Here is a 24,846-nt window from a genome sequence, read left to right on the forward strand (position 1 = left end):
AGCTCATTTTTAAGGCTAAAAAGTGGCTTTACAGAAATTAAATGGAGTGACCTAAGTGAGAGAGAATGATCGGCTGACTAGAGGACTCCATCTGGCGGGCTTTGCTCTTGGCTAATCGCCAGAAAAGAAATGCACCGACTAACGCAAACGGGATCACAAATAAATCGCTGCTGATCACCCCTATTTGATGTGATATCAGCGAGGCAAGCATCGCGCCGATAAAGAGCCCAAGCAGAGGCATTAAGTATACCAGCGCAGCCGCTTTCAAGATAACACTCTCAGGCAAGCCGAGCCTGAGTAACTCTCCAGGCTCGTAATAAGTATCGGATGAAATTGAAAACTCTTGTACCTTAGGAGAGAAGGCCTTTGAAACGGCTGAGGTACCACATGACTCAGAATTATCGCAATGGTTACAGGCGTTCTTGACCTGGACTTCTACCGTCACCCAGCCCTGATTATCGCACTTGATCACCTTCGCCATCTCTTCCATCATAGGACTAACTCCACCACGACCTCATTACTCAATCGTTATACTCTTGGCTACGCGAGCCAAGGTCTCTGTAGGAACCTTACCCACAGCGACAACTTCAGCATTACCCACTCTCTCAGTGACTAATGACAAACCATTTCGTGTCACTAACTCTTCTGGCATCTGCGCATCACCGGCCCTTGCAACATATACTGAAATATTGGCAATTCCATCGCTTAAGGCGATGTATTCTACAGATTCATCACTGCCCATGAGCCTGTGGCTATCTTTAACCAACACCTCAAAACCAGCGGGTAACCACTTAAATTTCCAGTTATCGCCTGCATCTCGTTCAGATTGAGAAACAACAGCTGGCCAATCCTGTTTATAGGCTTCATGGAGAATAGCCGGAACTTCATCGAGTACTAATAACTCGACTACAAGTATCTGCTCCAACAACTGCTTGTCTTGAGTCAGCATGTCATAACGCAGCGGAAGCGATGTTTCCATATCCAACCATACCTGGTAACCGTAACGATAGTTGTCATTGGGGATAATGCGTACTAACTGGCCGGGGCGACCGGCTAAACGGGTTCGTCCACCAAGAACGAACTGATAACCAGACTCTAAAGCGGAAAAGTCATCGGCAAATGCAGGCGGAAAGAGCCCTTGTATGCGTTTTGCAGCAACACTGTACGCTGGTTGGTCATGCTCGATAAAGGTAACAGTCTGGCCAACTCTGACTGCATTTTTTGGCGGACCGTTGAGGTGCTCGAGAAAAGCCACTTCCTGATCTGCAATTTTACCGTGGATATAGACCAATGGCCTAATATGATCAGCTTGAAGCTGTATCAGGGAGATCTTGAACTCTTGCTCACGCAAGGCTTGACTCATATTTTCCAGCCAAGCCTTAGCCGATATAGCTTCCTGTGCCATCACAGGGAAATTAAGAAACAACAGACCCAATAGGATAAGACGCAAGCTAACTCCTTACGAGTAAAAGTATAGTTTTAATGATTCACAGGTATTGAATCTAATTCACTATGGCTATTGTCGTCTATTTGCACCCCATTATTCAATCTTTGTTGCAGCATATGGTCCTGAATATAAGCATTAATACGCTGACGCTGCTCCATAACCTGGTCGTTGGTGAAACTTTGATTCTGTTGAACAGGGCCGGTTTGCAGGCTCACAGGTGTAACACTGCCAACGAGTGGACGAGTGTTAAGCACGGGTAGAGGAGATGCATCGATTGCACTCTCTTGCTGGCCGTAGTTTTGAACACCGACAACCGCCACTAAAGCTACGCTTGCAGCGATAGCATACTGACCAAATTGTTTAAACATAGGAATGACATTACTCAGTCCCTTAGTTTCAACTTTTACATCTTTAGGCGTTTCACGCTTAACGGGTGCAATAATTGTGGGTTCATTTTCGATTGCCGCTGCAATGTTGGCAGAAAGGTCTAAGTGCATTGTCTTAGGTAACTCTCCACGCATCGCGTCGCCGATCATATGATAATCACGCCACTGCTCATGTGAATCCTTGTCAGCTGCAAGTTCAGCTAACATCTGCTCATCGATTTCACCATCGACGGCAGCGGATACCCATTCCTGACCTAATTTATCCATTTTTCACCTGTATTCATTTAAAGGATGCTACTGCTCCAGCAAAGGCTGCAGCTTTTTATCAATCGCCTCACGAGCCCTGAAGATCCGGGATCTTACAGTACCAACGGGGCAATCCATGACGTTCGCTATCTCTTCGTAACTCATACCATCGAGCTCTCGCAACGAAATAGCCATCTTTAATTCTTCTGGCAATGTATCCAAGGTGTCAAAGACAACCTTCTGGATCTCATCCGACATCATCAAACGTTCCGGAGATGCAAACTCCTTTAATGCGTCGCTGCCATCATAATATTCGGCTTCCTCTGCATCGATATCATTTGCAGGTGCGCGTCGCCCCTGTGCAACCAAATGATTCTTCGCTGTGTTAACCGCAATTCGGTATAACCAGGTATAAAAAGCACTTTCACCACGAAAATTGGGCAAGGCTCGGTAAGCTTTTATAAAGGCTTCCTGAGCAACATCAGCAACGTCTGCCTGATTACGCACATAGCGTGCAATCAAACTCATGACCTTGTTTTGATACTTCTGCACCAAAAGGTTAAAAGCGTTTTTATCTCCCTGTTGTACACGTTCAACTAATTGTTGATCACTTATTTGTCCACTCATCCGAGCCGACTACTCCTAAATCTAAAATGCTGATTTCTCAGTCGCTCGAATCATATTCACATATGTAGACTAGCTTACTTCCGAAAAGTTCTAAAAAAATTGCATAGAGATGAATTTAATTTCTGTTAACCGGTAATCTATCCAAAATTCTTCTCTTGGTTTACCATAGTTAACACTCACTGAACAGACTATGATACCTGATGAAACAAGTAGTTGAACACCAATCTGACGTTTTGGTTATCGGCAGCGGTGCTGCGGGACTCACTTTAGCCTTGCATCTTGCTGAAAAATCACAAGTTACATTACTTTCCAAGGGGCCTCTAAGTGAAGGTTCAACTTATTATGCCCAGGGCGGTATAGCCTCAGTCTTCGATGAAGGCGATACCGTTGAGTCCCATGTTACCGACACTTTAGTTGCCGGAGCTGGACTTTGTGATGAATCAGTGGTCACTTTCACCGCAGAAAATGCCAAACGGTCTATGGAGTGGCTCATTCAGTGTGGCGTCGCATTCGATAAAGAGGAAACCCTTGACGGTGACTCGACAAATGCGCCCTATCATCTAACCCGTGAGGGTGGTCATAGCCATAGACGAATTCTTCATGCCGCCGATGCAACAGGTAAAGAAGTTCAGGTAACCCTGCAAGACAGAGCCAGAGCACATCCTAATATCCAAGTGCTCGAACGCTATAATGCCATCGACCTTATCACCTCACGTAAGCTAAACAGACCCGGAAACCGTGTACTCGGAGCCTATATCTGGAACCGTGACGCCGAACAGGTCGAAACGGTTAAGGCACGTTTTGTCGCCCTCGCCACCGGTGGCAGCTCTAAGGTTTATCAATACACATCTAATCCGGATATCGCTTCGGGTGATGGTATCGCTATGGCCTGGCGTTCGGGTTGCCGTGTGGCAAACATGGAGTTCAATCAATTCCATCCCACCTGCCTTTACCATGCCGATGCCAGAAACTTTCTGCTTACCGAAGCACTTCGAGGCGAAGGCGCTTACCTGCGCCGCCCGGATGGTAGCCGCTTTATGCCCGACTTCGATGAGCGAGCCGAATTGGCCCCGAGGGATATTGTCGCCCGTGCAATAGATTATGAGATGAAACGTCTGGGATCAGATTGTGTCTACCTGGACATCAGCCATAAGCCCGCTGACTTCGTTATCAAGCACTTCCCCACGATCCATAAACGTTGCCTCGAGTTCGGTATCGATATTACCACTGACCCAATTCCTGTCGTACCGGCCGCTCATTATACCTGTGGCGGGATCATGACCGACCTTCATGGTCAAACCGATCTCAATGGACTCTATGCCATTGGTGAGGTGGCTTATACCGGCTTACATGGCGCAAATCGCCTTGCGAGCAACTCGTTACTGGAATGTTTAGTATTTGCCAGAGCCGCCGGTGAAGATATTGAAAGTCAGCTCCATAAAATTCCAATGCCTGACGCTTTACCCGCCTGGGATGAGAGTAAGGTATCTAACTCAGATGAGGAAGTTGTCATCGCCCATAACTGGCACGAGCTACGCCTGTTCATGTGGGATTACGTTGGAATAGTGCGCTCAGATAAACGTCTCGAACGCGCCTTGAGGCGTTGCATCATGCTGCAGCAAGAGATACAGGAATATTACAGTAACTTCCGCGTCAGCAATAACCTGTTGGAGCTAAGAAACTTAGTTCAGGTCGCCGAGCTTATTATTCGCTGTGCAATGGAGAGAAAAGAGAGCCGCGGCTTGCATTACAACATAGATCACCCACAGCAAGTAGAAAATCCGACACCGACAATTCTGCAGCCCGATTAACCCAGTCCCCTACGCTTTAGTTGCCCGACGCTTTAGAGCTAAAGCCGGGTCATTAATCATCTTTTTTGAGCCAGAAGCAGACGACACAAGTGACGGTAACTTGTGTCGTCGAGCATATCTGACCAGACAATGATCAATCGTTTGCCACTATCGGTCTGGATATAAAACAGAGACACAAATGGAGTAACCAGCCTCCTACCCACAAGCTCGAAACTTTCACTCCTATTGTTCTCATCTAAGCTCCCCTCGCCTTTTACATTTAGAGAAAACCGGCAACGCCAATGCTTTAACGACCAAAACTGATAACAGAAGAACAGAACTAACAGAGTAAAGGAGAGGTATTTAGCGAAAGAGTAATAAAAACTATCTATATCCGGCCAGGCAAGAAAAGAGGTAAGACACACACCGCAGAAGACGATCAGCGATAATCGCTGATCGAATGAAGCGTTTACACTGAAGCTATGGAGCCGCTCTGCCACGAACGCGTTTAACCATATCGGCAAGCTCGGGATCAGGACATTGCTCGTGACCCATAAACCAGGCGAATAACTCCGGATCTTCGCCCTCTAATAGACGAACGAAGATATTCTTATCTTCAGTGGATAACTGTTCATATTGGGATTCAACAAAAGGTTGAAACAGGACATCAAGTTCAAGCATACCTCTACGGCATGCCCATCTTACTCTGGCAATATTCATCGGTTCAGACACGCAAATGCTCCCTTATTTTTTGGTTAGTGTAACGCGTGTGACTCACAGAGTCGATGTCACTTCGTTATAGTAATTTAACCTGCGGGTCTCTGCCCTCGAAGAGATCCGTAAAATCGGTTTCAAGCAAACGTTTAACCGCAGGATGCTGGATCATCCGTTCGGCAAACATCACATGATAAACCTCCTTGACGTCGCTCGTTTCGCCTACCAAGTTCATACCATGGGAGAGAATATCCTGCTTATAGATTGAGGGAGCCACAAAAATACCTTGCTTGAAATAGCCGAAGGCTTTCATCATAGCGGCATCATCGAACTCACCTAATATATTGACGTTGAGCCCGTTTTCATCGAACCAGTGATGCAGTTGTTGTCCCAGAGAGGTGCGTTTACCCGGAATAAGTAATTTCCCCTCCTCCAGACACTCCGGAAATGGCTTGCTGTATTGCTCGGAGGAAAAGAAAGCGATACCGCACTCGCCCAACTTCTTTGACAATATCTCTGGGTATTTCAACGACTCACCGGCACAGTCAGATAAGATCATATCCAGCTTATGTTCGCGTAACCTTTCCATCAAACTTTCATGGGTTGCCTCGAAACAGGCAAGATGCATAGAGCCGTCACTGGGTACAACAGAGAGCAATACCCGACTCGCCAAGGCTTTCGATAAGGCATCGGCAATACCGACTTCAAATAGAATATTCTCATCTTTTTGATAGTTGAGAATATCCAGCATCTCATAACTTAAGCTAAACATCTTATCGGCATAACGAAATACCAGCTCGCCGAGTTCTGTCGGCTCCAATGACCGACCCACACGCTTAAATAGACTGCCCTTAAGCCGTGTTTCAAGGACGCGGATCTGCCCGGTAACCGTTTGGGGGGCTAGACATAAAGCCTCGGCAGCTTTCGCTACCGAGCCCTTTTTATGTACCATCCAAAAGTAATACAGGTGGTTATAGTTTAAATGTGACATTACTTGAGACGCTGGCAGTCCATAAGACTGTACATCGCATTATTCAGGTCTTCGACCGTTTTCACACTACCGGAACTGAATGCTTCAGCCAAACCATCAACCAACACCTCTCGATCCGGAATACGGCTCTCACAGTAGGTGCGATTTGCCTCTTCGAAGCGTTTACCGCCACGGTATTTGAGTGCACGAGACTCGTAACTGTTACTCTCAATACGGGCCCCCGTAGCACTTGGCTTATACATCATTGCGCCATCAACCACGCCTTCGAGATAGTGCTGACAGGTTTCGCTCTTAATATCAGTATTGCAGGCATTCAACTGATCAGCTTGAGCTGTGGAAATAAAACCTATACACAAGGTAAGTGTTAATAGTATTAATCTCATGCGACTCCTCCTTTCTCATTTTCTTTAGCTACGCTCGCGGCAGGCAATACCTTATCTAACCAGAAGTAACCAATAATAGCCGATGCGAACGACCCCACTAAAATACCTAATCTTGCAAAATCACCATAAGCCTCGGCATCGCCAACAAAGGCCAGCGAAGAGATAAACATCGACATGGTGAAACCGATACCGCACATCACAGCCACCGGAGCAATATGTTTCCAGCCCATCCCTTCCGGCAATACAGCCAGCTTAAGCTTCACACCTATGTAGCTGAAAAGAAGTACACCTAATGGCTTACCTAACAATAGACCTAAAGCGATACCCACAGGTACAGGCGATAAGATATCACCGAAACTCATCGGGCTAAGATCAACACCGGCATTAGCAAATGCAAATATCGGTAAGATGATAAAGGTGCTCCAGGGATGCAGACTGTGCTCCAGGCTTTCAGAGGGCGAACTACCATCTTTTGCTCTGAGCGGAATACAGAAAGCGATGATCACACCAGCTAACGTTGCGTGAACTCCGGACTTCAATACCGCGATCCACAATATAATACCGAGCACACCATATGGACCTAAGTCCGTCACCCCTTTCCGGTTAAGGCCGATCAATCCTAAAATCGCAATACCTGCCACGATCAGACTCAACATAGAAAGGTCTGTGCTGTAGAACATGGCAATGATAACAACAACACCCAGGTCATCGATTATCGCTAACGCTAATAAAAACACTTTCAAAGCAACCGGGACCCGGCTACCTAAAAGAGCCATAATTCCCAGAGCAAATGCAATATCAGTAGCTGCCGGAATAGCCCAGCCAGCTTGAGTAATAGGATCGCCATAGTTAAATAACAGATAGACTCCCGCAGGGAATACCATGCCACCAACCGCAGCAAAAGTCGGTAAAGATGCCTGAGCCGCACTCGACAGTGCCCCCTCAAGCAATTCCCGTTTAACCTCTAAGCCTATTAGCATGAAAAATAGCGCCATCAGACCATCGTTGATCCAATGTATCAGTGTCTTGTCGATATCTAAGCTACCGACGCGTATCTGCATTTCCGTATCCAGGAAGCCTTGGTACATTCCTGATAGTGGCGAATTTGCCATAATCATTGCGAGTGCAACTGCAATCATAAGCAGAATGCCACCCGCCGATTCCTGGCTTAAAAAATTCTTAATAGCCCTTTCCATAACTTGCTCCAATATATCTTAATGATCCGAGTGTATCGGAATACAACAAACGTGAATATTCGATTGCAACAGCCATTAACATCGGTATTTCCGAGGTGTTAAGTGTAGCGAGAGAATGAATAGATATCAAATGATTATTTTACAGGCAATTTTGAATTTGTTGCAGAAACAGCAAGATGTAGAAATAGATAAAAGGGAAGAAAACTTTTTATTCAGAAAAAACAGGTAACAACTAACGTTTTAATGATAAAAACGATACTTGTTACCTCTGATATTTCAGTTGATTACCTAAATAAGGAGGTTTAGAGAAAGTTAAACTGAAAACGGATATTTGATCGCTTCATGATGCTGATAACCCGACACTTCAAAGTCATCCATCGTCACCCAGGTCTCCAGATCTTCCAAAGATTTAATATCCGGATTGATCGACAGAGAAGCTGGCTCAAAAGGCTCTCTTTTAAGTTGTACATCGCGCATTAACGCTAATTGATCTTCATAAATGTGGGCGTTAACAATTTTATGATACGCCATTCCAGGTTTCTTACCGGTAATTTGCGCAATCAGAGCAAGCAGAGTAAATACCTGAACCTGATTAAAATTCAATCCAAGGGGAACATCACAAGAGCGCTGAAAGCTATTAAGATAAAGTGTATCTCCAAGCAGCGAAAAGTTATGGGTATGCATACAGGGACGCAGGCATCCCATATGGAACTCGCCCGGATTATAAAAGCTGAGGATCTCTCCGCGATCATCGACACCGGCTTTAAGATTATCGACAATCTTCTTTAATTGATCGATTGTGCCGCCGTCAGGCTTACTCCATGCCCTTCCCTGCACACCATAAACCCGTCCCATATCATCGACGCCCTTACGATGTGGATTATTTAACCACACCTGATTTTCATTGGCGTTGGCATCCCAGGTCTTGGCGCCCAGAGCGCGGAAATCGGCCGCATTATCATAACCGCGAATATAACCGAGCATCTCAGCAATCGCACTCTTCCAGAAACTTTTTCGGGTTGTGATCAGAGGAAACTCATTATTACCGACATTATAAGTTAAGTCAGCATTGATAACCGTCAGGCATCGTTTACCCGTTCGCTCATTTTCAATCCAAGTGCCTTCATCGATAATTCTGTTACATAGTTCTAAATACTGTTTCATTACAACTTACCCTCTGACGGCGCTTTTCTAAACATAAGATACAAACCCGGTAATTCTAACTTAATCTCGATGAGTTTCTAATATCATTTTAATGATAAATCTGAGTACTCAATGGGCGGTCGAGGCTATTAGGTTGGCTAAAGGTATGCACTAACCTCCCGAGGTCCCTGTAGAGCGGAACAATGAGAGGTTTAACAATCAAGCTAAGGCTAACTTGATCCCGGTAAAAATAAGCAATAGTGCAAATATCTTTTTCAAGAGAGGTGTAGGCCAATGAGTCGCAGCTCTGACACCGACTGGTGCCATAGTGACTGAGGTGATAATTATCCCCAAAAGCGCCGGCAGGTAGACGTAGCCTAATGTTCCTTGCGGTAAATCTGTTACATTCCATCCAGCCAACACATAGCCGACACTACCAAACAGTGCGATAAACACCCCCGATGCCGCCGAGAAACCGATAGCGTTTCGCATTTGAAGGCCACACCAGCTTAAAAATGGAACCAAGAGTATACCGCCACCAATTCCCATCAAGGCGGCAAATGAAGCAATTGCAGCGGAGGCAATAAATAGTGTTAAAGCTGCGGGCATCGGCTTTTCTTCACCTGTGACCCGTAGGGGAAATACCATCTGAACCGCCATTAAAATCACGAATATAGCAAAGGTCTGCTGCAAGTTATCGGCGCTTATCGAGTGCGAGATAAACCCGGAGCAAGAAGCCCCTAGGATCAAGCCGGGTAACATAGGTTTAAACAGCGGCCATGGAATATTGCCGCGCCTATGGTGCGCTAAGGCCGAAGAGCATGAGGTTAAAATAATCGCAGAAAGAGATGTCGCAATGGCCACATGGGGCAATACCCCCAATTCGAATCCAGCCGATGGCAGAAGGTAAAGAAGCACAGGCACTGCGATAATCCCGCCACCTATGCCCAACAGGCCCGCCATAAACCCTACAAACGCGCCTAAACCCAGGCAGCTAATAAAAAACCAAATTAAATTATCCACGAATAGACCTTTTCCATCTAAGTTCATAAACACGATAACGGACATTAACCTCAGCCCGGATAGATGCGTTAAAGTCCAACCTACACGCTTACTTTCTCTGCAATTATCACTAGTTAAGGATTGCTCCTAGCTCTCTTGATTCGAAATACTCCCTGACCAACTCCCTCACCTCCTGTCCAGAGGTTAGTGTCAGAGCCATCTGAAGCAGTTCACTGAGATCGGAATGAGACACCCTTCTAAGCAAATAATTGATTCTGGCTAAGCTCCCCTGATTCATGCTCAGCTGATCGTATCCCATAGCAACGAGTAAAATCACACCGATAGGCTCGCCAGCCAACTCACCACACACGCTGACAGGAAGGTTATATTGCCAACAATCAAACCTGGCACGTTTCAGTGCCCTTAAGATCCCCGGATGATAGCAATCATATAAGGTACTCACCCGAGGGTTGTTTCTATCTACCGCTAACAAATATTGAGTCAGATCATTAGAACCGACTGAAACAAAGTCAACCCGCCTTGCCACCTCCGCAAGTTGATACAGGAGGGCGGGGACTTCCAGCATAATCCCAAGCTTGGGTTTTACGATATTCTTATTAACATCATTTTTCAGTTCATTATAAGCCTGTTCAAGGTAGGCGATAGCCTGATCGATCTCCTCGAGATTACTGACCATAGGCAGTAAGATATGCAGCTGCTCTTTTTCATCTCCAGCCTGTATCATCGCTCTTAGCTGTACAAGAAACAGTTCCGGATGATCCAGAGAGAGTCTTATGCCACGCCAGCCCAGAAAAGGGTTTTCCTCGTTAATGGGAAAATAAGATAAGGGCTTGTCACCACCGACGTCTAAGGTGCGCATGACAACCGGCCTGTCACTCGCCGCTTCCAGCACCTGTTGATAAACTTTTACCTGCTCAGATTCACTGGGAAACCTTTGATGCAACATGAAAGGAATTTCGGTGCGATATAAACCGACGCCATCCGCCCCATTGGCGATCTCTGAGGCTAAACTACTTAATAAACCGGCATTGAGGTACAGGTGAATTCTTTTGCCGTCCATAGTTTCAGCAGGAAGGTCTAACTCTTGAGCGTATTTATTCTGCAGGGCCTTTTCGGCCGAAATCAGATTTCGGTATTCTGCAATCAATGGTGGGGTGGGCGAGACCAGTAGTTGCCCACGATTAGCATTAATAATAAGTAACTTGTTGTCGATGCCGGCAGATAAGACCCCTTCGACACCAATAATCGCTGGCACTCCCAGCGCTCTGGCAAGAATAGCGGCATGAGAGTTGACACCACCGAGCTCGGTGACAATTCCGACTAACTTATGTCTTGGAAATTCGGCAAGCATAGTGGCATCGGCTTCCTTGGTAACAAGAATAACCGGCACATCTGGCTCTAACTCCATTCTCTGAGGCTCGATGAGCAGTCTCAACACCCGTAAGCCCAGGTCGCGAATATCGCCCGCACGCTCCTTTAGATAAAGATCCTGCATCTGGGTAAACTGTTCTATGTATCTTAGCGAGACACGACTCACCGCCGATACAGCACACCAGCCATCACGAACCTCTTTAACGTACTCACCACCAAGGCTGGCGTTATCGAGTAGCTGTTGCAGTGCTGAAAATATGGAGACGACTTCGTTATCCTGCTCCTGATCGAAGCGTTGTGACAATGAAGTCAGGGTATCTTTACAAGCTTCGATCGCAGAATTTAATCTTGACTCTTCATGGCTAACATCAGAAGTTCGATTTTGTGGTTGCTCCAGTGCAATCTGGCCACCGAGTACCAAGGCGTGGGCAATGGCAACACCATTAGCCGCTGATGTACCGGTAAAGTGAAGAAGATCGGGGGAGCACTCCACCTCGGCTTTTATCCTCAAATGCCTTATCGCCATAGCGAGCTGCGCCGCCAAAGTCATAAGGAATGCCTCTTCACCTTCATCAAATTGCCGAGTATCGGCTTGCTGAACGACTAAGACCCCCACAACATTTTTTTGGTATATTATCGGGACTGCCAGAAAAGCCCTGAAGCTCTCCTCTTCGGCTTCAGCAAATTTTTTAAACCTCGGATGTTGATTAGCGTCGGCCAGATTGATAGGTTCTTCACGCTCCGCCACGAGACCAACCAAACCTTCTGAAAGGGACATTTTTACCTGGCCAACGGCATCGGGGTCTAAACCGTCCGTTGCAGATAATACGAGTTGCTGCCCCTCTAACAGATAGATAGAACAGCATTGGGTTGCCATCGCTGATTTAGTTTGAGAAACGAGTAACTCGAGCGAAGAATGGAGATCTTGAGCCGCCGCAACGGCCTGGGTAATATCTCTTAGCGTTTTCAGCACCGACTTAAACCTCCTATCACTTCACTTAATAACTACCCAGTATAGACTTTGTGGTTCTATAGCCTCATATTCGACGACTAACGTCGCCTGCCTCTCCTGCTATGATGATGTTCCCTCGTTTGAAATGGGAGTGCCGTAGGAGCGAACTCCTTCATCACCTTTCTATAAACATCTCGTTTAAATGACACAACCTGTCTTACCGGATACCAATAACTCACCCAACGCCAATCGTCAAACTCAGGATGACCACAAGCATTGAGATCAATCGCACTCTCATTACTATTAAGCTGTAACAAAAACCATTTTTGCTTCTGCCCAATACACACGGGTTTACTATCTTGCCTTATTAAACGTTTGGGTAATCTGTAACGCAACCAAGAGCGGGTAGAAGTTAATATCTGAACATGTTCAGGCCTTAATCCAACCTCTTCATACAACTCTCTAAACATCGCCTCTTCAGGTGTTTCGCCTTCATCGACCCCACCCTGAGGAAATTGCCAGGAATGTTGACCAAACCTTCTAGCCCACATAACCTGCCCAAAGCGATTACAGATAATGATGCCCACATTCGCGCGAAAGCCGTCACTATCAATCACATGGACTCCGTCAATTAACAATTTTAATCCAACGATTGTTTCACAAAGCACGCCCTGCGGCAAATACCGAATAACACAAGTTCCTTGGATAAAAAACTAAAACATCAACTTTTATCAACAGAACTAAAAATCAAATATCGATTATATCCACAAATTCTGTGGATATCTCTGTTCGAAACTTATTTATAGTGGTTGATATGATATTATTTCAACAGTTCCAAGTGTGTCATACCTTCTAACCAAAAAACAAAATATACATAAACAACAACACATTAAGTGCGAGAATCAATTACCATGGTAAACAAAGTCAACCTGTTGGTCAGTTTTTAATCAGTAAGTATTATTTGGATAACTCAGAAAATTAATTATTCAGGTTATTCACAGGTAAAGTCGAAATTTAACTGAATCGAGAAATAAATTGCTTAATTCTCTGTTTGACATCTCAATATTTTCGAGTTAGCACATAGATAAGTGTAAGTTATCCAAGGAATCTGTGGATAACTATGTTGGAAAAGCAGGGGGTAAAAAAATACAGAGAAGAAAAAGCCCTGAAATATTTATAACTGAATTGCTGTTAGTGTTTTTTATCAGTAACTTAAGCGAGTTCATTTAAAGCTTGTTATCAACAACAGAGGGCGCGATTGTTTTTTAACCACCAATTGATATCTCAAAATTCTCAGGTAAAATTGGTTTGATGAAAACGACACCAAAACCTCCCCACAGTATCGAAGAGTTAATGCTGCGAGCCAATAACATGGCAGGTCTGACATTGGGCCAACTCGCAGACTCACACGGCCTATCGACACCAGCAAATCTGAAAAGAGATAAAGGTTGGGTCGGCCAACTCATCGAACATGAGCTCGGCGCCATTGCCGGTTCGAAGCCAGAGCAGGACTTCCTGCATCTGGGTATAGAACTTAAAACAATTCCTGTCGATAGTAAGGGGAAGCCGATGGAAACGACCTACGTGACTGTCGCTCCCTTAGTCGACATTCAAGGGTTAACCTGGGAAAACAGCGTGGTGTGTCATAAACTCCAAACTGTTCTTTGGGTGCCTGTACAAGGTGAAAGAGAGATCCCTGTGGCAGACAGGCAGATAGGAACACCAATACTCTGGACGCCAAACTCAGATGAACTCGCTCTTTTAAAGCAAGACTGGGAAGAGATAATGGAATTTATCTCTTTAGGGCAGGTTCAACAACTCACCGCAAGGCATGGAGAAGTCCTTCAACTTAGGCCTAAAGGGGCAAACAGCCGCTCCGTCACACAAAGCATTGCTCAGGATGGTTCTACGACCATGACCAACCCGAGGGGATTCTATCTGAAAACCCAGTTTACACAGGCTATTCTCTCGCGTTTTTTTGGTTAACTCATCGCAGTTAACCGCTGATGGCATCACCTAAAAAGTGGTAGATGATAACAATTCAACTCACTGAACAAGACTTTTTCGTCTGCTCAGGCCTTACCTCTAAGTAGATAGAAACTAAAAAACACTTCATCTAGCCATCTACATGGCTCACATTTTGTATTTTAAGCTTGTTTATGTACATAACTCACTCTCATTTGACAAAGATCACAAATACTAGTGGAAATCATAGGGGCATTTTCTATAAACTACCGCATCCTGAATAAAGAACGAAGCATTAGGATACCCCTGATACAGTGAAAGCACGTATACAAGCAAAAAAACTAATTTTTGCGATTTTCGCTTGGGGAATTGCCATGGCGGCGTTTGTGTTTTTTCGATATGCACAAGCACCCGAGCTTCCACAGTGGGCAACCGGCAGTGTAGATCTCGCCACGTTAGCGATCTACATGGGAATTATCTTCGGTAGTTTACATTGGATGTCTAACCTTATTGCCGATTTTAGCGCGATAAACCGACTTCCCTACATATTCTCAGTTATCTTTAAAGGCCTTTTCCTTCTGCTTGGGGCGACCACACTCGCCTACATAACCCAATTCCTGAATATGTGGGCCATAGAAAATCACATGGCCACCTTGAGACAGATGTTGACGGCTCATATACTTTACAGTCCGTCATTTCAGGCGCTAATCATTTACTTAGTTGTTGTCAGAGTAGGTTTAGCCTTCATCGAACAGATGGCACTGTTAGTAGGACCTCGTGTATTACTCAATATTGGCCTTGGGAAGTACCATAAACCAAGATATGAGCAGAGACTCTTCCTCTACCTGGATATGGTTGCCTCAACGACCCATGCAGAATCATTAGGCGACTATCGATTCAGCCGTTTAATACAAGACAGCTTTAGTCTCCTTGCCGATACAGTGACAAATAATGAAGCCGAAATTTATCGTTATATGGGCGATGCGGTCTTAATACATTGGCCGCTCGAAGACGGGATCCTTAAAGATAGAAGTTTCAATATCTACTATGAATTCAGTCAACAGCTCAATTGGCAACGTCAGTATTTCGAAGAGCAGTATGGTTTTGTCCCTAAATTCAAGGCCGCAGCACATTGTGGTCAAGTGGTCGCGGCCGTAGTCGGAGTTCAGAAACAGGAGATTAGTTTCTTCAGTGACGTTCTCAACACCCTGGCAAGATTACAGGATCAATGCAACCCTCTTGGCCAGAGAATGCTTATCTCCGGAGCGTTAGAGTCCAGAATTGAGAAAGATAACAGCCAGTATATTCTGAACAACTTAGGTCCGATTAAGTTGAAGGGAAAACAACATTCTACCGATGTCTTTGGTGTTGCCCCCAGACACGGATAAAGGGTCATATTAAAATTGAAATAGGGCTATCAGTAGCGTGTTATCACTGACGGCCTTATCTCGATTGGTAATCTAATACCAATTGGTATAACTAGTCTTCTCTTCCTTCCAACAGATTTTGTATCGCTAAGCCTAAGGTCCTGAAGGTTAAAATACGGCTGGAAGTCTGACGCCAAACAAGACCAATATCCCTATAAGGCGCATCCCCAGGAGGCTGCATGACACTTAACTCTGTGTCATTTAATATTCCTGCATCGATTGCCATCTGTGGCAGAAAGGTCGTACCCAGCTTACTGTTTACCATCTGAACCAGAGTGTGCAGGCTTGTCGCCGCAAATGGGTTAACCTTGGCACTATCACCCAACTGACAGGCTGTTATAGCATGGCCGGTGATGCAGTGTTCAGCTTGAAGTAAAAAGATGCTCTCGTCCGGGAAAGATTTGAAATCTAAAGGCTCATGTAGCTCATCCGCTAACTCTTCATGTACCACAAGTTTAAACGGATCGATACCGACCTTCATGCTGTGATAACCACTCGTGTCGACGGGTAGGGCCAGAAGCAAAAGATCCAACTCCCCTTTTCCCAGGGCATCGAGCAGGCGTTCGGTCGTGTCCTCCTTTAAGAAAAGCGTCAGTTCCGGATAGCTCTTTTGACAATGCTTGACGACTCGACTCAATAGAAATGGTGCAATAGTGGGAATACAACCCAGACGGATATCTCCCGTCATCGGCTCTCCCTGATGTTTGACCAACTCCACAAGATCATCGACATCTGTGAGTAACTTTCTGGATCTCTGGACAACTTCTTCACCAATTGCTGTGAATATGAAGGACTTATGATCTCTTTCAATTAACTGGTGCCCTAGCTGCTCTTCCAGATTCTGAATGCCACTAGAGAGTGTCGATTGACTCACATGACAGATTTTAGCTGCCCGATTAAAGTTTTGTTCGTGATGTAAGTTAACCAAATAAAAGAGGTTTTTTAAGCTAGGTAAATGTTTCATAAAATCGATTACCAACAGTAATTGTCATCAAAATATCCTATTTAACTCTACCACAAAACGAGAAGGTTAGGATTCGATTATGAGTTGATAATGTGATGCCCGCCTAAATTAAATCGATCACCCATTGATGATGAGAGAAATGGTTTTGTACTTACTTTCAGTGATGAAGGCTGGCAGTAAGCGGTACGACGATGCCCTCCAGTGGGGATAGAGAGGCAATAAAAAAGCGCTAATGAAACTCTGTTTCATTAGCGCTTTATCACTTCTCTTTCTCTAGTAAAAATCTGCTAAGAAATACAGAAGAGAATATAGAGTCAGGCTTTAAACTTTAGATTCAAGATACTGCTTAAGTTCGGCCAAATCTTGATTCGCATTATCAACAATGGCTTGTAACCAAGTATCATGCTCGGTTGCCCAGGCAGCATCTTCGCCGTGTTGAAGAAGTTGAGCAAATTGTTGAATTCGCTTCAGACCAACAGAACCTGCGGCACCTTTAAACTTATGAGCCTCGGAGCATAAAGTATCTTTGTCTTGAGCTTCCTTAGCATTAACTAAGTTTCCTACATATTCCGGCATTAGCTGCTCAAATAAGACGACACTCTTTAGCAAAGTGCCCGCACCAATTGCACTGCAGTACTGCTCTAGTGTATTAAGATCCAATATTGATTCAATCTCAGCTGTGGCCATATTAAGGCACCTCTCAAAAATTCTGACTGTTTAAAGACTAATTTACCACATAATACCCGCTATAATTGCTGGCGCAACTAATTGAGCAATATGTCGGTGAAAACCATCATTTTTTAACCATCTTTTAACTAATGTTTAATCAAATCTGCTATTTAACTAGCCTAATTGAATACCTTATTCAACTTTTAGCTTAGAAATCAAATAGCTTCCTTGTTCCCCCTTGGCTTTCAGATCATTCACTATGGCTACAAGGCCATTCCAGCGAAATGCGCACCAATCGGGAGCAAGTAACATAGGTTTCTTTGCATAGGCTGTTACCCTATGAAAAATAATATCTTTTGGTGTGTTGCGAATCATCTCACCAACACTGTAGGCATACTCTTCCACCGTTAACAGTTTCATTCTGTCGTTGCGCCATGCTTTTGCCATGGTGCTGCCTTCGACAATATGCAGCGGATGTAGCTTTAACCCATCTACGCCAGCCGCCAAAACGGCATTTAAACTATTCAGGTAATCTTGATGCTCTTCGCCTGGTAGGCCAAGAATAAGATGAGTACAGACCTTAATACCACGTGCGCGAGCTCGCGTGACAGTATCAATATAATCAGCCATAAGATGGCCTCTATTAATACGTTTAAGTGTTTTGTCTTTCGCAGATTGCAGACCTAGCTCCAACCACACCTCTATGCCTTTGTCTTGATATGAAGCCAGTAACTCAATCACATCGTCGGAAACACAGTCCGGTCTGGTGCCAACACAAAGCCCTACGATGTCAGGATCTTTAATCGCTTCATCGTATTTGGTTTTCAATACTCGGTATTCATCGTAGGTACTGGTATAGGCTTGAAAATAAGCGATATATTTAGAAGAGCGCCCAGCAACTCTCTCTCGACCTTGATTAAGCTGTTCTTGAATTGATAGCTCGGTGCCATGTTCGTGGTTAAAAGAGGCCACATTACAATAAGTACAACCTCCCTTTCCCAAGGTGCCATCTCTGTTTGGACAGGTAAACTTGGCATCTATGGTTAACTTTCTTAGTCTTTCACCAAATTGATTTTTACAAAAAACACCAAATGTATATACGTACTGATCCAGACCCACGAAGCACTCACTCACACCATTGAATTACACTATTCTAATCTATTTGCCATTTGGATACCTCACGCCATATCAAAAATTGTGGATTATCTCACCTATACGCTAACCACAGGAGATAACGTGACCTATGACTCAAACACAATAAAAATCAAACAAAAATCACTTGCAACGCATAACTACTCACACGCTAAATCACAAAAACATTCACTGTACGTGCAATAAAAATCACTTTCCTAAAAATAAATTCCGCATCAAACTCGTTACAATTAAGCAAACTCACGCAGAAACGATTCCTAAAATTCTTTTTATTCATAACGTTATACAGCCTAATTTGCAGCTTACGTAAACGTAAAGAGGCAATATTGGCGTATTAAACGGCATAAACCACTCAAGTTTTATGCAATCTTTTGGTTTGACCTTTTCCCATTCTGGCGGTAATTTGGATCGTTCGGGTGAATATCTATACTAATTAACCCCGAGTAGTATTTAGTTTAAGTTTTAGGGAGTTTTTGTATGAGCTTATATCACCCCAGTTTCGAGCGGGATAATTGTGGTTTTGGTCTGATAGCCCAAATGGACGGTGAGCCAAGCCATAGAATCGTAAGAACGGCAATACATGGCCTGGATCGTATGAAGCATCGTGGTGGCATCGCCGCCGATGGGCGTACGGGTGACGGATGCGGTCTGCTTATGCAACTTCCGATAAAATTCTTCGAAGCCATTGCAGCCGAAAATGATTGGCATTTAAGCCGTAAATTTGCCGTCGGTATGTTCTTCCTCAGCCAGGATGAGCTGCTCGCCGATGAAGCTAAGCTCTTATTAGAACGTGAATTAGAAAAAGAGACTCTAAGTGTTGCAGGATGGAGAAAGGTCCCCGTTAATTCCGATGTATTGGGACCAATAGGTAAAGAGAGTCAGCCGCAGATCTTTCAGGTACTCATTAATGCTCCCATTGGCTGGCGAGAAAAAGATCTTGAACGTCGTCTCTATATGGCAAGGCGTCGCTTAGAACAACAACTCCCCCATGATAAAGACTTCTATGTAGCCAGTTTATCTGGTCAGGTCATCGTCTATAAAGGCTTGATGATGCCTGTCGATCTCCCGGAATTTTATCTGGATCTTGCCGATATCAGACTGCAGAGCTCTATCTGTCTTTTCCATCAAAGGTTTTCTACCAATACATCACCTAAATGGCCACTGGCACAACCATTCAGATATCTAGCCCATAATGGTGAAATAAACACAATTACCGGCAACAGGCAGTGGGCACGTGCTCGTGCATACAAGTTTACAGCCCCTCTGCTGCCAGATCTCCAGCAAGCCGCGCCTTTTGTCAACGAAAACGGCTCGGATTCCTCATCGCTCGATAACATGCTTGAAATGCTTTTGGCGGGCGGCATGGATCTATACCGAGCCATGCGCTTGCTGATACCACCAGCTTGGCAGAGTAACCCTGAGATGGATGAAGAGCTCAAAGCCTTCTACGATTTCAACTCCATGCATATGGAGCCATGGGATGGACCAGCCGGCATAGTGATGACAAACGGACGGCACGCGGCCTGCGCCGTCGACCGAAATGGTTTACGACCATCGCGCTATGTGATCACCAAAGACAGAATACTCACCCTGGCCTCCGAAGTGGGGATCTGGGATTATGCCCCCGATGAAGTGGTTGAGAAGGGCCGTGTTGGTCCCGGAGAGCTTCTGGTGCTCGACACCTTAAACGGTCAACTCTACTCCTCATTTGAGATTGATAACGATCTCAAACGCCGCCACCCTTACAAAGAGTGGATGGCCAAAAACAGCCGGACGTTAACCCCGGCCGAAGAGATGCCTAATGAGGACCAGGGAGTATGTGAATTCACCGACTCCCAACTGCTGCAATATCAGAAACATTTCGGATACTCCCGTGAAGAGCTCGAACAGGTTATCTGGGTACTGGCTCAAAAAGGTGAAGAGGCGACAGGCTCCATGGGTGATGATACCCCTATGGCCGTGCTATCAAAGAAATCCCGTACCATCTATGACTATTTCAGACAGAAATTTGCTCAGGTCACTAACCCGCCAATCGATCCACTCAGAGAGAAACATGTGATGTCTCTCTCGACCTGTGTCGGGCGCGAGCAGAATCTATTCAATGAGACAACGGGTCATGCATACCGGGTTATGTTTAACTCGCCGGTATTGCTTTTTAGCGACTTCAACCAGTTAATGGCTCTGGACTCGACCTACTATCGGGCGAATACGGTAGATCTTAACTATGACTTAGAAGAAGGGCTTGAAAATGCCGTAAAACGCATCTGTGATGAAGCCGAGAGACTTGCTCGCACCGGCACAACCCTGCTAATTTTATCAGACAGAGCCACGGCAGGCTCCAAGCAGGTAGTCCCTGCGGCTATGGCTGTTGGCGCTGTTCAACATGTTCTGGTCAATAAGAGCCTTCGCTGCGACACCAACATCATAGTTGAAACGGCTTCGGCTCGAGACCCTCATCATTTTGCTGTTTTATTGGGCTTCGGCGCCACGGCGATCTACCCCTACTTGGCCTATGAGTCCATCTCGGCACTCGCTAAACAAAATAATGTCTCACAAACGAGTCAACTGTTACTCAACTTCCGCCACGGTATCGACAAGGGCCTGAGAAAGATCATGTCCAAGATGGGGATCAGCACTATCGCTTCCTATCGATGCTCTCAACAATTTGAGGCTATCGGTTTGGCGTCAAATGTGGTCGATTTGTGTTTCAATGGTGTAGTGAGCCGTATTGAAGGTGCGAGCTTTGAATTACTCGAACAGGATCAGGTTTTGCTTCATAAGCACGCATTCAGGGCACATCAACCACTAAGTCAGGGCGGTTTACTGAAATATGTTGAGGGTGGTGAATACCACTGCTTTAATCCTGATGTCGTCAATACCCTGCAGGCTTGCCTGAAAGACAGAGATTACCCGGCCTATAAGCGATTTACTGAGCTGGTTGACAACAGACCCATTGCGACACTTCGGGATCTCATCGAGATAAACGGCAAGTTGGACGCGGTAGAAATTGATACCGTAGAGTCAGCCGACACGCTCTACCCCAGATTCGATAGCGCAGCTATGAGTATTGGCGCTCTCAGCCCCGAAGCCCATGAGGCCTTGGCTGTAGCCATGAACCGCCTGGGAGGTCGCTCCAATTCAGGCGAAGGCGGAGAAGATCCGGCCCGTTTCAACTCAGAACGAAACTCGGCGATTAAACAGATCGCATCAGGCAGATTCGGCGTTACCGCTCACTATCTGATGAACGCCGAAGTTCTGCAGATTAAGGTTGCACAAGGCGCAAAACCCGGTGAGGGCGGACAACTTCCGGGACATAAGGTCAGCGTTGAAATTGCAGCGCTGCGTAATGCACGTCCCGGGGTCACGCTGATCTCGCCGCCTCCACATCATGATATCTACTCGATTGAAGATCTGGCGCAGCTTATCTTCGACCTTAAACAGATAAACCCCAAGGCACTCATCTCGGTCAAACTGGTATCTGAACCGGGTGTCGGCACCATCGCAACCGGTGTAGCCAAGGCTTACGCCGACATGATAACCATCTCAGGTTATGATGGCGGTACAGGAGCAAGCCCGATAACGTCGGTAAAATATGCAGGTAGCCCTTGGGAACTGGGCCTTGCAGAGGTTCACCAATCTCTGGTTCAAAATGGCCTGCGCCATAAGATCCGACTTCAGGTGGATGGTGGTTTAAAAACCGGTCGAGACGTCATTAAGGCCGCACTGTTAGGTGCCGAAAGCTTTGGTTTCGGCACAGTTCCAATGATAGCCCTGGGTTGTAAATACCTGCGGATCTGTCACCTGAACAACTGTGCAACCGGTGTAGCGACTCAGAATGAAAAGCTCAGAAATGAGCACTATCATGGTCTGCCTGAGCGAGTCATGACCTATTTCGAATTCGTTGCCGAAGAGATCAGAGAGTGGATGGCCGCACTGGGTGTGACACAATTTGAAGACCTCGTGGGTCGAAGCGAATGGTTAGAGGCGCTCGACGGCGACACCCTTAAACAGCAGGGGTTGGATCTCAGCCCAATATTATACACTCCGAAGATCCCAGAAGGTTCTGCCCGCACCTGGCAGGAGACAAATCCTCCATCAGATCCCGGCTTGTTAAACATCAAGCTGCTTGAAAAAACCAGAGAGGCGGTAGAACAGGGCCTTCCTATTGATGCAAGGTTCGATATCAACAACACAGATCGCTCGGTTGGCGCCGCACTTTCTGGCTTTATCGCGAAAACGGTGGGCAAGGCAGGTGCTAAGGCTCCCATCAAGCTGAAGTTTAATGGTACAGCCGGACAAAGCTTCGGTGTATGGAACAGCCCCGGTCTCGACCTCACCCTCTGTGGTGATGGCAACGACTATGTCGGTAAAGGCATGTCTGGCGGTAAGATCACCATCCATCCCCCATTAGGCAGCACATTCCAGAGCGAACGCTCCTCTATTATCGGTAATACCTGCCTCTATGGCGCATCGGGCGGTAAGCTGTTCGCAGCCGGCATAGCCGGTGAGCGCTTTGGGGTCAGAAACTCGGGAGCAACGGCAGTTGTCGAAGGGCTCGGTGACAACGGCTGTGAATATATGACCGGTGGTATTGTCGTCGTTCTGGGTAAAACAGGCGTTAACTTTGGCGCAGGTATGACGGGTGGTTTTGCTTACGTATTCGACCGTTTCGGACGATTTAACCGCCGGGTGAATACTGAACTGGTGGATACTCAGAAATTAGTCTCCCCAATACATCAGCAACACCTGAAAGGCTTGATTGAGGAGCATGTTGCCGAAACCGGCAGCGAACATGCCAAGATGCTGTTAACCGATTTTGAAAATTGGCTCGACTGCTTCTTGTTGGTCAAACCTAAAAGCGTTCCAGTCTCAGATCTACTAAGACTCGAGCAATCACAACCTGAACTCAAAGTGATAGCGGGGTAAGTACTGATGAGTAATGATTTTCAATTTATCGAAGTCGATCGTAAAGATCCTGTAAAACACCCTGTTAAGAAGCGTGCCACGCAGTTTATTGAAATATACCAACCCTTTGCTCAGACTCAGGTCAATGAACAAGCGGACCGGTGTTTAGATTGTGGTAACCCATACTGTGAGTGGAAGTGCCCGCTACATAACTACATCCCCAACTGGTTAAAGCTCGCCCAACAGGGACGCATCTTAGAGGCTGCGGATTTGGTACATGAGACCAATACTCTACCGGAGATCTGTGGCAGGGTGTGTCCTCAGGACCGCCTGTGTGAAGGCGCCTGCACCTTAAACGATGAATTTGGTGCCGTCACCATAGGTAACGTCGAGAAATACATTACCGATACCGCCATCGCCCAGGGTTGGAAACCGGACCTCAGCCAGGTCACACCGAGAAAAGAGCGCGTCGCCATCATAGGTGCGGGCCCTGCCGGACTTGGCTGTGCCGACATTTTAGCGCGCAACGGCGTCAGCGCGGTGGTGTTCGATAAAAACCCACAGATAGGCGGACTACTCACCTATGGTATTCCCTCCTTTAAACTCGACAAGTCGGTGATGGCGACACGCCGAAGCGTCCTCGAAGGGATGGGAATAGAGTTCAGGTTAGGCACAACGATAGGTAAAGATCGTCCGTTCGATGATCTGCTTAACGAATACGATGCCGTTTTCCTCGGGATGGGAACCTATACAGCAATGAAGGCCAGATTACCCGGCGAAGATGCTCAAGGTGTCTATCAGGCCCTCCCCTACCTTATCGGTAATACCCATCACATCATGGGGACTACAGATGAAGAGTCACCTTATCTCAGCCTTAAAGATCAGAAAGTCGTGGTCTTAGGGGGTGGTGATACCGCTATGGACTGTGTTCGCACCGCCATACGTCAAGGCGCTAAAGAGGTCACGTGTGCCTACCGCCGCGACGAAGAAAATATGCCTGGTTCACGCCGCGAAGTACAAAATGCGAAAGAGGAAGGAGTTCAGTTTCTCTTTAACAGACAGCCGGTCGCGATTAAGACTCAAGACGGTCAAGTGAGCGGCATTGAGTGCGTAGAGACAAAGATGGGCGCTGCCGACGGTAGCGGGCGCCGTCGTGCGGAGGTTATCGAAGGCAGTGAAACCCTACTCGATGCCGACGCTATCATCATCGCATTCGGTTTCCAACCCAGCCCTGCGGCTTGGCTTAAAGACCATAATGTCGACTTAGATGAATGGGGACGCGTTATTGCCCCTAAAGCGAGTGATAACCCATTTCAAACCAGCAATCCAAAGATCTTCGCCGGTGGCGACATGGTAAGAGGATCTGATCTCGTGGTTACCGCCATCGCCGAAGGTCGCGATGCAGCACTTGGCATACTCAACTATTTCGAAGATTAGTTTCGAAGATTAGTTTCGAAGATTAGTTTCGAAGCTAAATTTAGCAGCTTAGTTTCGA

The 24,846-nt window shown here is 46.0% G+C and carries 21 protein-coding genes; 5 read left to right on the forward strand and 16 right to left on the reverse strand.

Going from position 1 to position 24,846, the window contains the following annotated elements; genetic code table 11:
• Positions 1-37 precede the first annotated feature (37 nt).
• Genes EKG39_RS03190 through rpoE form a run of 4 tightly spaced genes read right to left on the reverse strand, consistent with a single transcriptional unit; the run spans position 38 to position 2,706 of the window.
• Positions 38-493: a SoxR reducing system RseC family protein gene (locus tag EKG39_RS03190; RefSeq protein WP_126504134.1), complete on the reverse strand. Its 456-nt coding sequence runs from the start codon at positions 491-493 to the stop codon at positions 38-40.
• A 24-nt stretch (positions 494-517) separates the two neighbouring features.
• Positions 518-1,450, reverse strand: a complete 933-nt coding sequence (locus EKG39_RS03195) for a MucB/RseB C-terminal domain-containing protein (protein WP_126504136.1) — start codon at positions 1,448-1,450, stop codon at positions 518-520.
• 29 nt (positions 1,451-1,479) lie between these two features.
• Positions 1,480-2,100, reverse strand: a complete 621-nt coding sequence (locus EKG39_RS03200; protein ID WP_126504138.1) for a sigma-E factor negative regulatory protein — start codon at positions 2,098-2,100, stop codon at positions 1,480-1,482.
• Positions 2,101-2,127: 27 nt separating this feature from the next.
• The gene (gene rpoE, locus EKG39_RS03205; RefSeq protein ID WP_126504140.1) at positions 2,128-2,706 is read right to left on the reverse strand and encodes an RNA polymerase sigma factor RpoE; all 579 of its coding nucleotides are present in this window, start codon (positions 2,704-2,706) and stop codon (positions 2,128-2,130) included.
• A gap of 200 nt (positions 2,707-2,906) precedes the next feature.
• On the opposite strand from rpoE, the gene nadB reads away from it, so the two are divergent.
• Entirely contained in the window at positions 2,907-4,517 is a 1,611-nt protein-coding gene (nadB, locus tag EKG39_RS03210) for an L-aspartate oxidase (RefSeq protein WP_126504142.1), read from the forward strand.
• A 56-nt stretch (positions 4,518-4,573) separates the two neighbouring features.
• Here the strand turns inward: nadB and EKG39_RS23575 are convergent, their stop codons facing one another.
• From EKG39_RS23575 to rppH, 9 genes are all read right to left on the reverse strand, one after another.
• Entirely contained in the window at positions 4,574-4,996 is a 423-nt protein-coding gene (locus EKG39_RS23575) for a protein YgfX (protein WP_126504144.1), read from the reverse strand.
• Positions 4,977-5,216: an FAD assembly factor SdhE gene (locus EKG39_RS03220; RefSeq protein WP_126504706.1), complete on the reverse strand. Its 240-nt coding sequence runs from the start codon at positions 5,214-5,216 to the stop codon at positions 4,977-4,979. The genes EKG39_RS23575 and EKG39_RS03220 overlap by 20 nt, the downstream gene beginning before the upstream one ends.
• A 76-nt stretch (positions 5,217-5,292) precedes the next feature.
• Positions 5,293-6,201, reverse strand: a complete 909-nt coding sequence (nhaR, locus tag EKG39_RS03225) for a transcriptional activator NhaR (protein ID WP_126504146.1) — start codon at positions 6,199-6,201, stop codon at positions 5,293-5,295.
• Positions 6,201-6,584 (reverse strand): hypothetical protein, encoded by a 384-nt coding sequence (locus tag EKG39_RS03230; protein WP_126504148.1) that lies wholly within the window; start codon positions 6,582-6,584, stop codon positions 6,201-6,203. Before EKG39_RS03230 ends, nhaR begins: the two co-directional genes overlap by 1 nt.
• Entirely contained in the window at positions 6,581-7,780 is a 1,200-nt protein-coding gene (nhaA, locus tag EKG39_RS03235; RefSeq protein WP_126504150.1) for a Na+/H+ antiporter NhaA, read from the reverse strand. Before nhaA ends, EKG39_RS03230 begins: the two co-directional genes overlap by 4 nt.
• Before the next feature lie 312 nt (positions 7,781-8,092).
• Positions 8,093-8,944, reverse strand: coding sequence for a thymidylate synthase (locus tag EKG39_RS03240; RefSeq protein WP_126504152.1), 852 nt, complete (start codon positions 8,942-8,944; stop codon positions 8,093-8,095).
• Between the two features lie 198 nt (positions 8,945-9,142).
• Positions 9,143-9,886 (reverse strand): sulfite exporter TauE/SafE family protein, encoded by a 744-nt coding sequence (locus EKG39_RS03245; protein ID WP_425470130.1) that lies wholly within the window; start codon positions 9,884-9,886, stop codon positions 9,143-9,145.
• Between the two features lie 169 nt (positions 9,887-10,055).
• Positions 10,056-12,290 carry a phosphoenolpyruvate--protein phosphotransferase gene (gene ptsP, locus EKG39_RS03250; protein WP_126504153.1) on the reverse strand — a complete coding sequence of 745 codons (2,235 nt, stop codon included), beginning with the start codon at positions 12,288-12,290 and terminating at the stop codon, positions 10,056-10,058.
• Positions 12,291-12,367: 77 nt separating this feature from the next.
• Positions 12,368-12,886 carry an RNA pyrophosphohydrolase gene (gene rppH, locus EKG39_RS03255; RefSeq protein ID WP_126504155.1) on the reverse strand — a complete coding sequence of 173 codons (519 nt, stop codon included), beginning with the start codon at positions 12,884-12,886 and terminating at the stop codon, positions 12,368-12,370.
• A 694-nt stretch (positions 12,887-13,580) separates the two neighbouring features.
• Between rppH and mutH the strand changes: the two genes are divergently transcribed.
• Both mutH and EKG39_RS03265 read left to right on the forward strand, forming a co-directional pair.
• On the forward strand, positions 13,581-14,255 hold the full coding sequence (gene mutH / locus EKG39_RS03260) for a DNA mismatch repair endonuclease MutH (RefSeq protein ID WP_126504157.1): 675 nt from the start codon (positions 13,581-13,583) through the stop codon (positions 14,253-14,255).
• Between the two features lie 293 nt (positions 14,256-14,548).
• On the forward strand, positions 14,549-15,622 hold the full coding sequence (locus EKG39_RS03265; protein WP_126504159.1) for an adenylate/guanylate cyclase domain-containing protein: 1,074 nt from the start codon (positions 14,549-14,551) through the stop codon (positions 15,620-15,622).
• 91 nt (positions 15,623-15,713) lie between these two features.
• On the opposite strand, the gene oxyR is transcribed toward EKG39_RS03265, so the two are convergent.
• From oxyR to mnmL, 3 genes are all read right to left on the reverse strand, one after another.
• Positions 15,714-16,625 (reverse strand): hydrogen peroxide-inducible genes transcriptional activator OxyR, encoded by a 912-nt coding sequence (oxyR, locus tag EKG39_RS03270; protein ID WP_126504161.1) that lies wholly within the window; start codon positions 16,623-16,625, stop codon positions 15,714-15,716.
• 321 nt (positions 16,626-16,946) lie between these two features.
• Positions 16,947-17,312: an Hpt domain-containing protein gene (locus tag EKG39_RS03275; protein WP_126504163.1), complete on the reverse strand. Its 366-nt coding sequence runs from the start codon at positions 17,310-17,312 to the stop codon at positions 16,947-16,949.
• Between the two features lie 174 nt (positions 17,313-17,486).
• On the reverse strand, positions 17,487-18,413 hold the full coding sequence (gene mnmL, locus EKG39_RS03280) for a tRNA modification radical SAM protein MnmL/YtqA (protein ID WP_126504165.1): 927 nt from the start codon (positions 18,411-18,413) through the stop codon (positions 17,487-17,489).
• A 510-nt stretch (positions 18,414-18,923) separates the two neighbouring features.
• On the opposite strand from mnmL, the gene gltB reads away from it, so the two are divergent.
• A complete protein-coding gene (gltB, locus tag EKG39_RS03285; protein ID WP_126504167.1) occupies positions 18,924-23,372 on the forward strand; it encodes a glutamate synthase large subunit in 4,449 nt (1,482 codons plus the stop codon).
• Positions 23,373-23,378: 6 nt separating this feature from the next.
• The gene (locus EKG39_RS03290) at positions 23,379-24,788 is read left to right on the forward strand and encodes an FAD-dependent oxidoreductase (protein ID WP_126504169.1); all 1,410 of its coding nucleotides are present in this window, start codon (positions 23,379-23,381) and stop codon (positions 24,786-24,788) included.
• Positions 24,789-24,846 lie beyond the last annotated feature (58 nt).

This window comes from Shewanella atlantica (assembly GCF_003966265.1).
Classification (GTDB): Bacteria; Pseudomonadota; Gammaproteobacteria; order Enterobacterales; family Shewanellaceae; genus Shewanella; species Shewanella atlantica.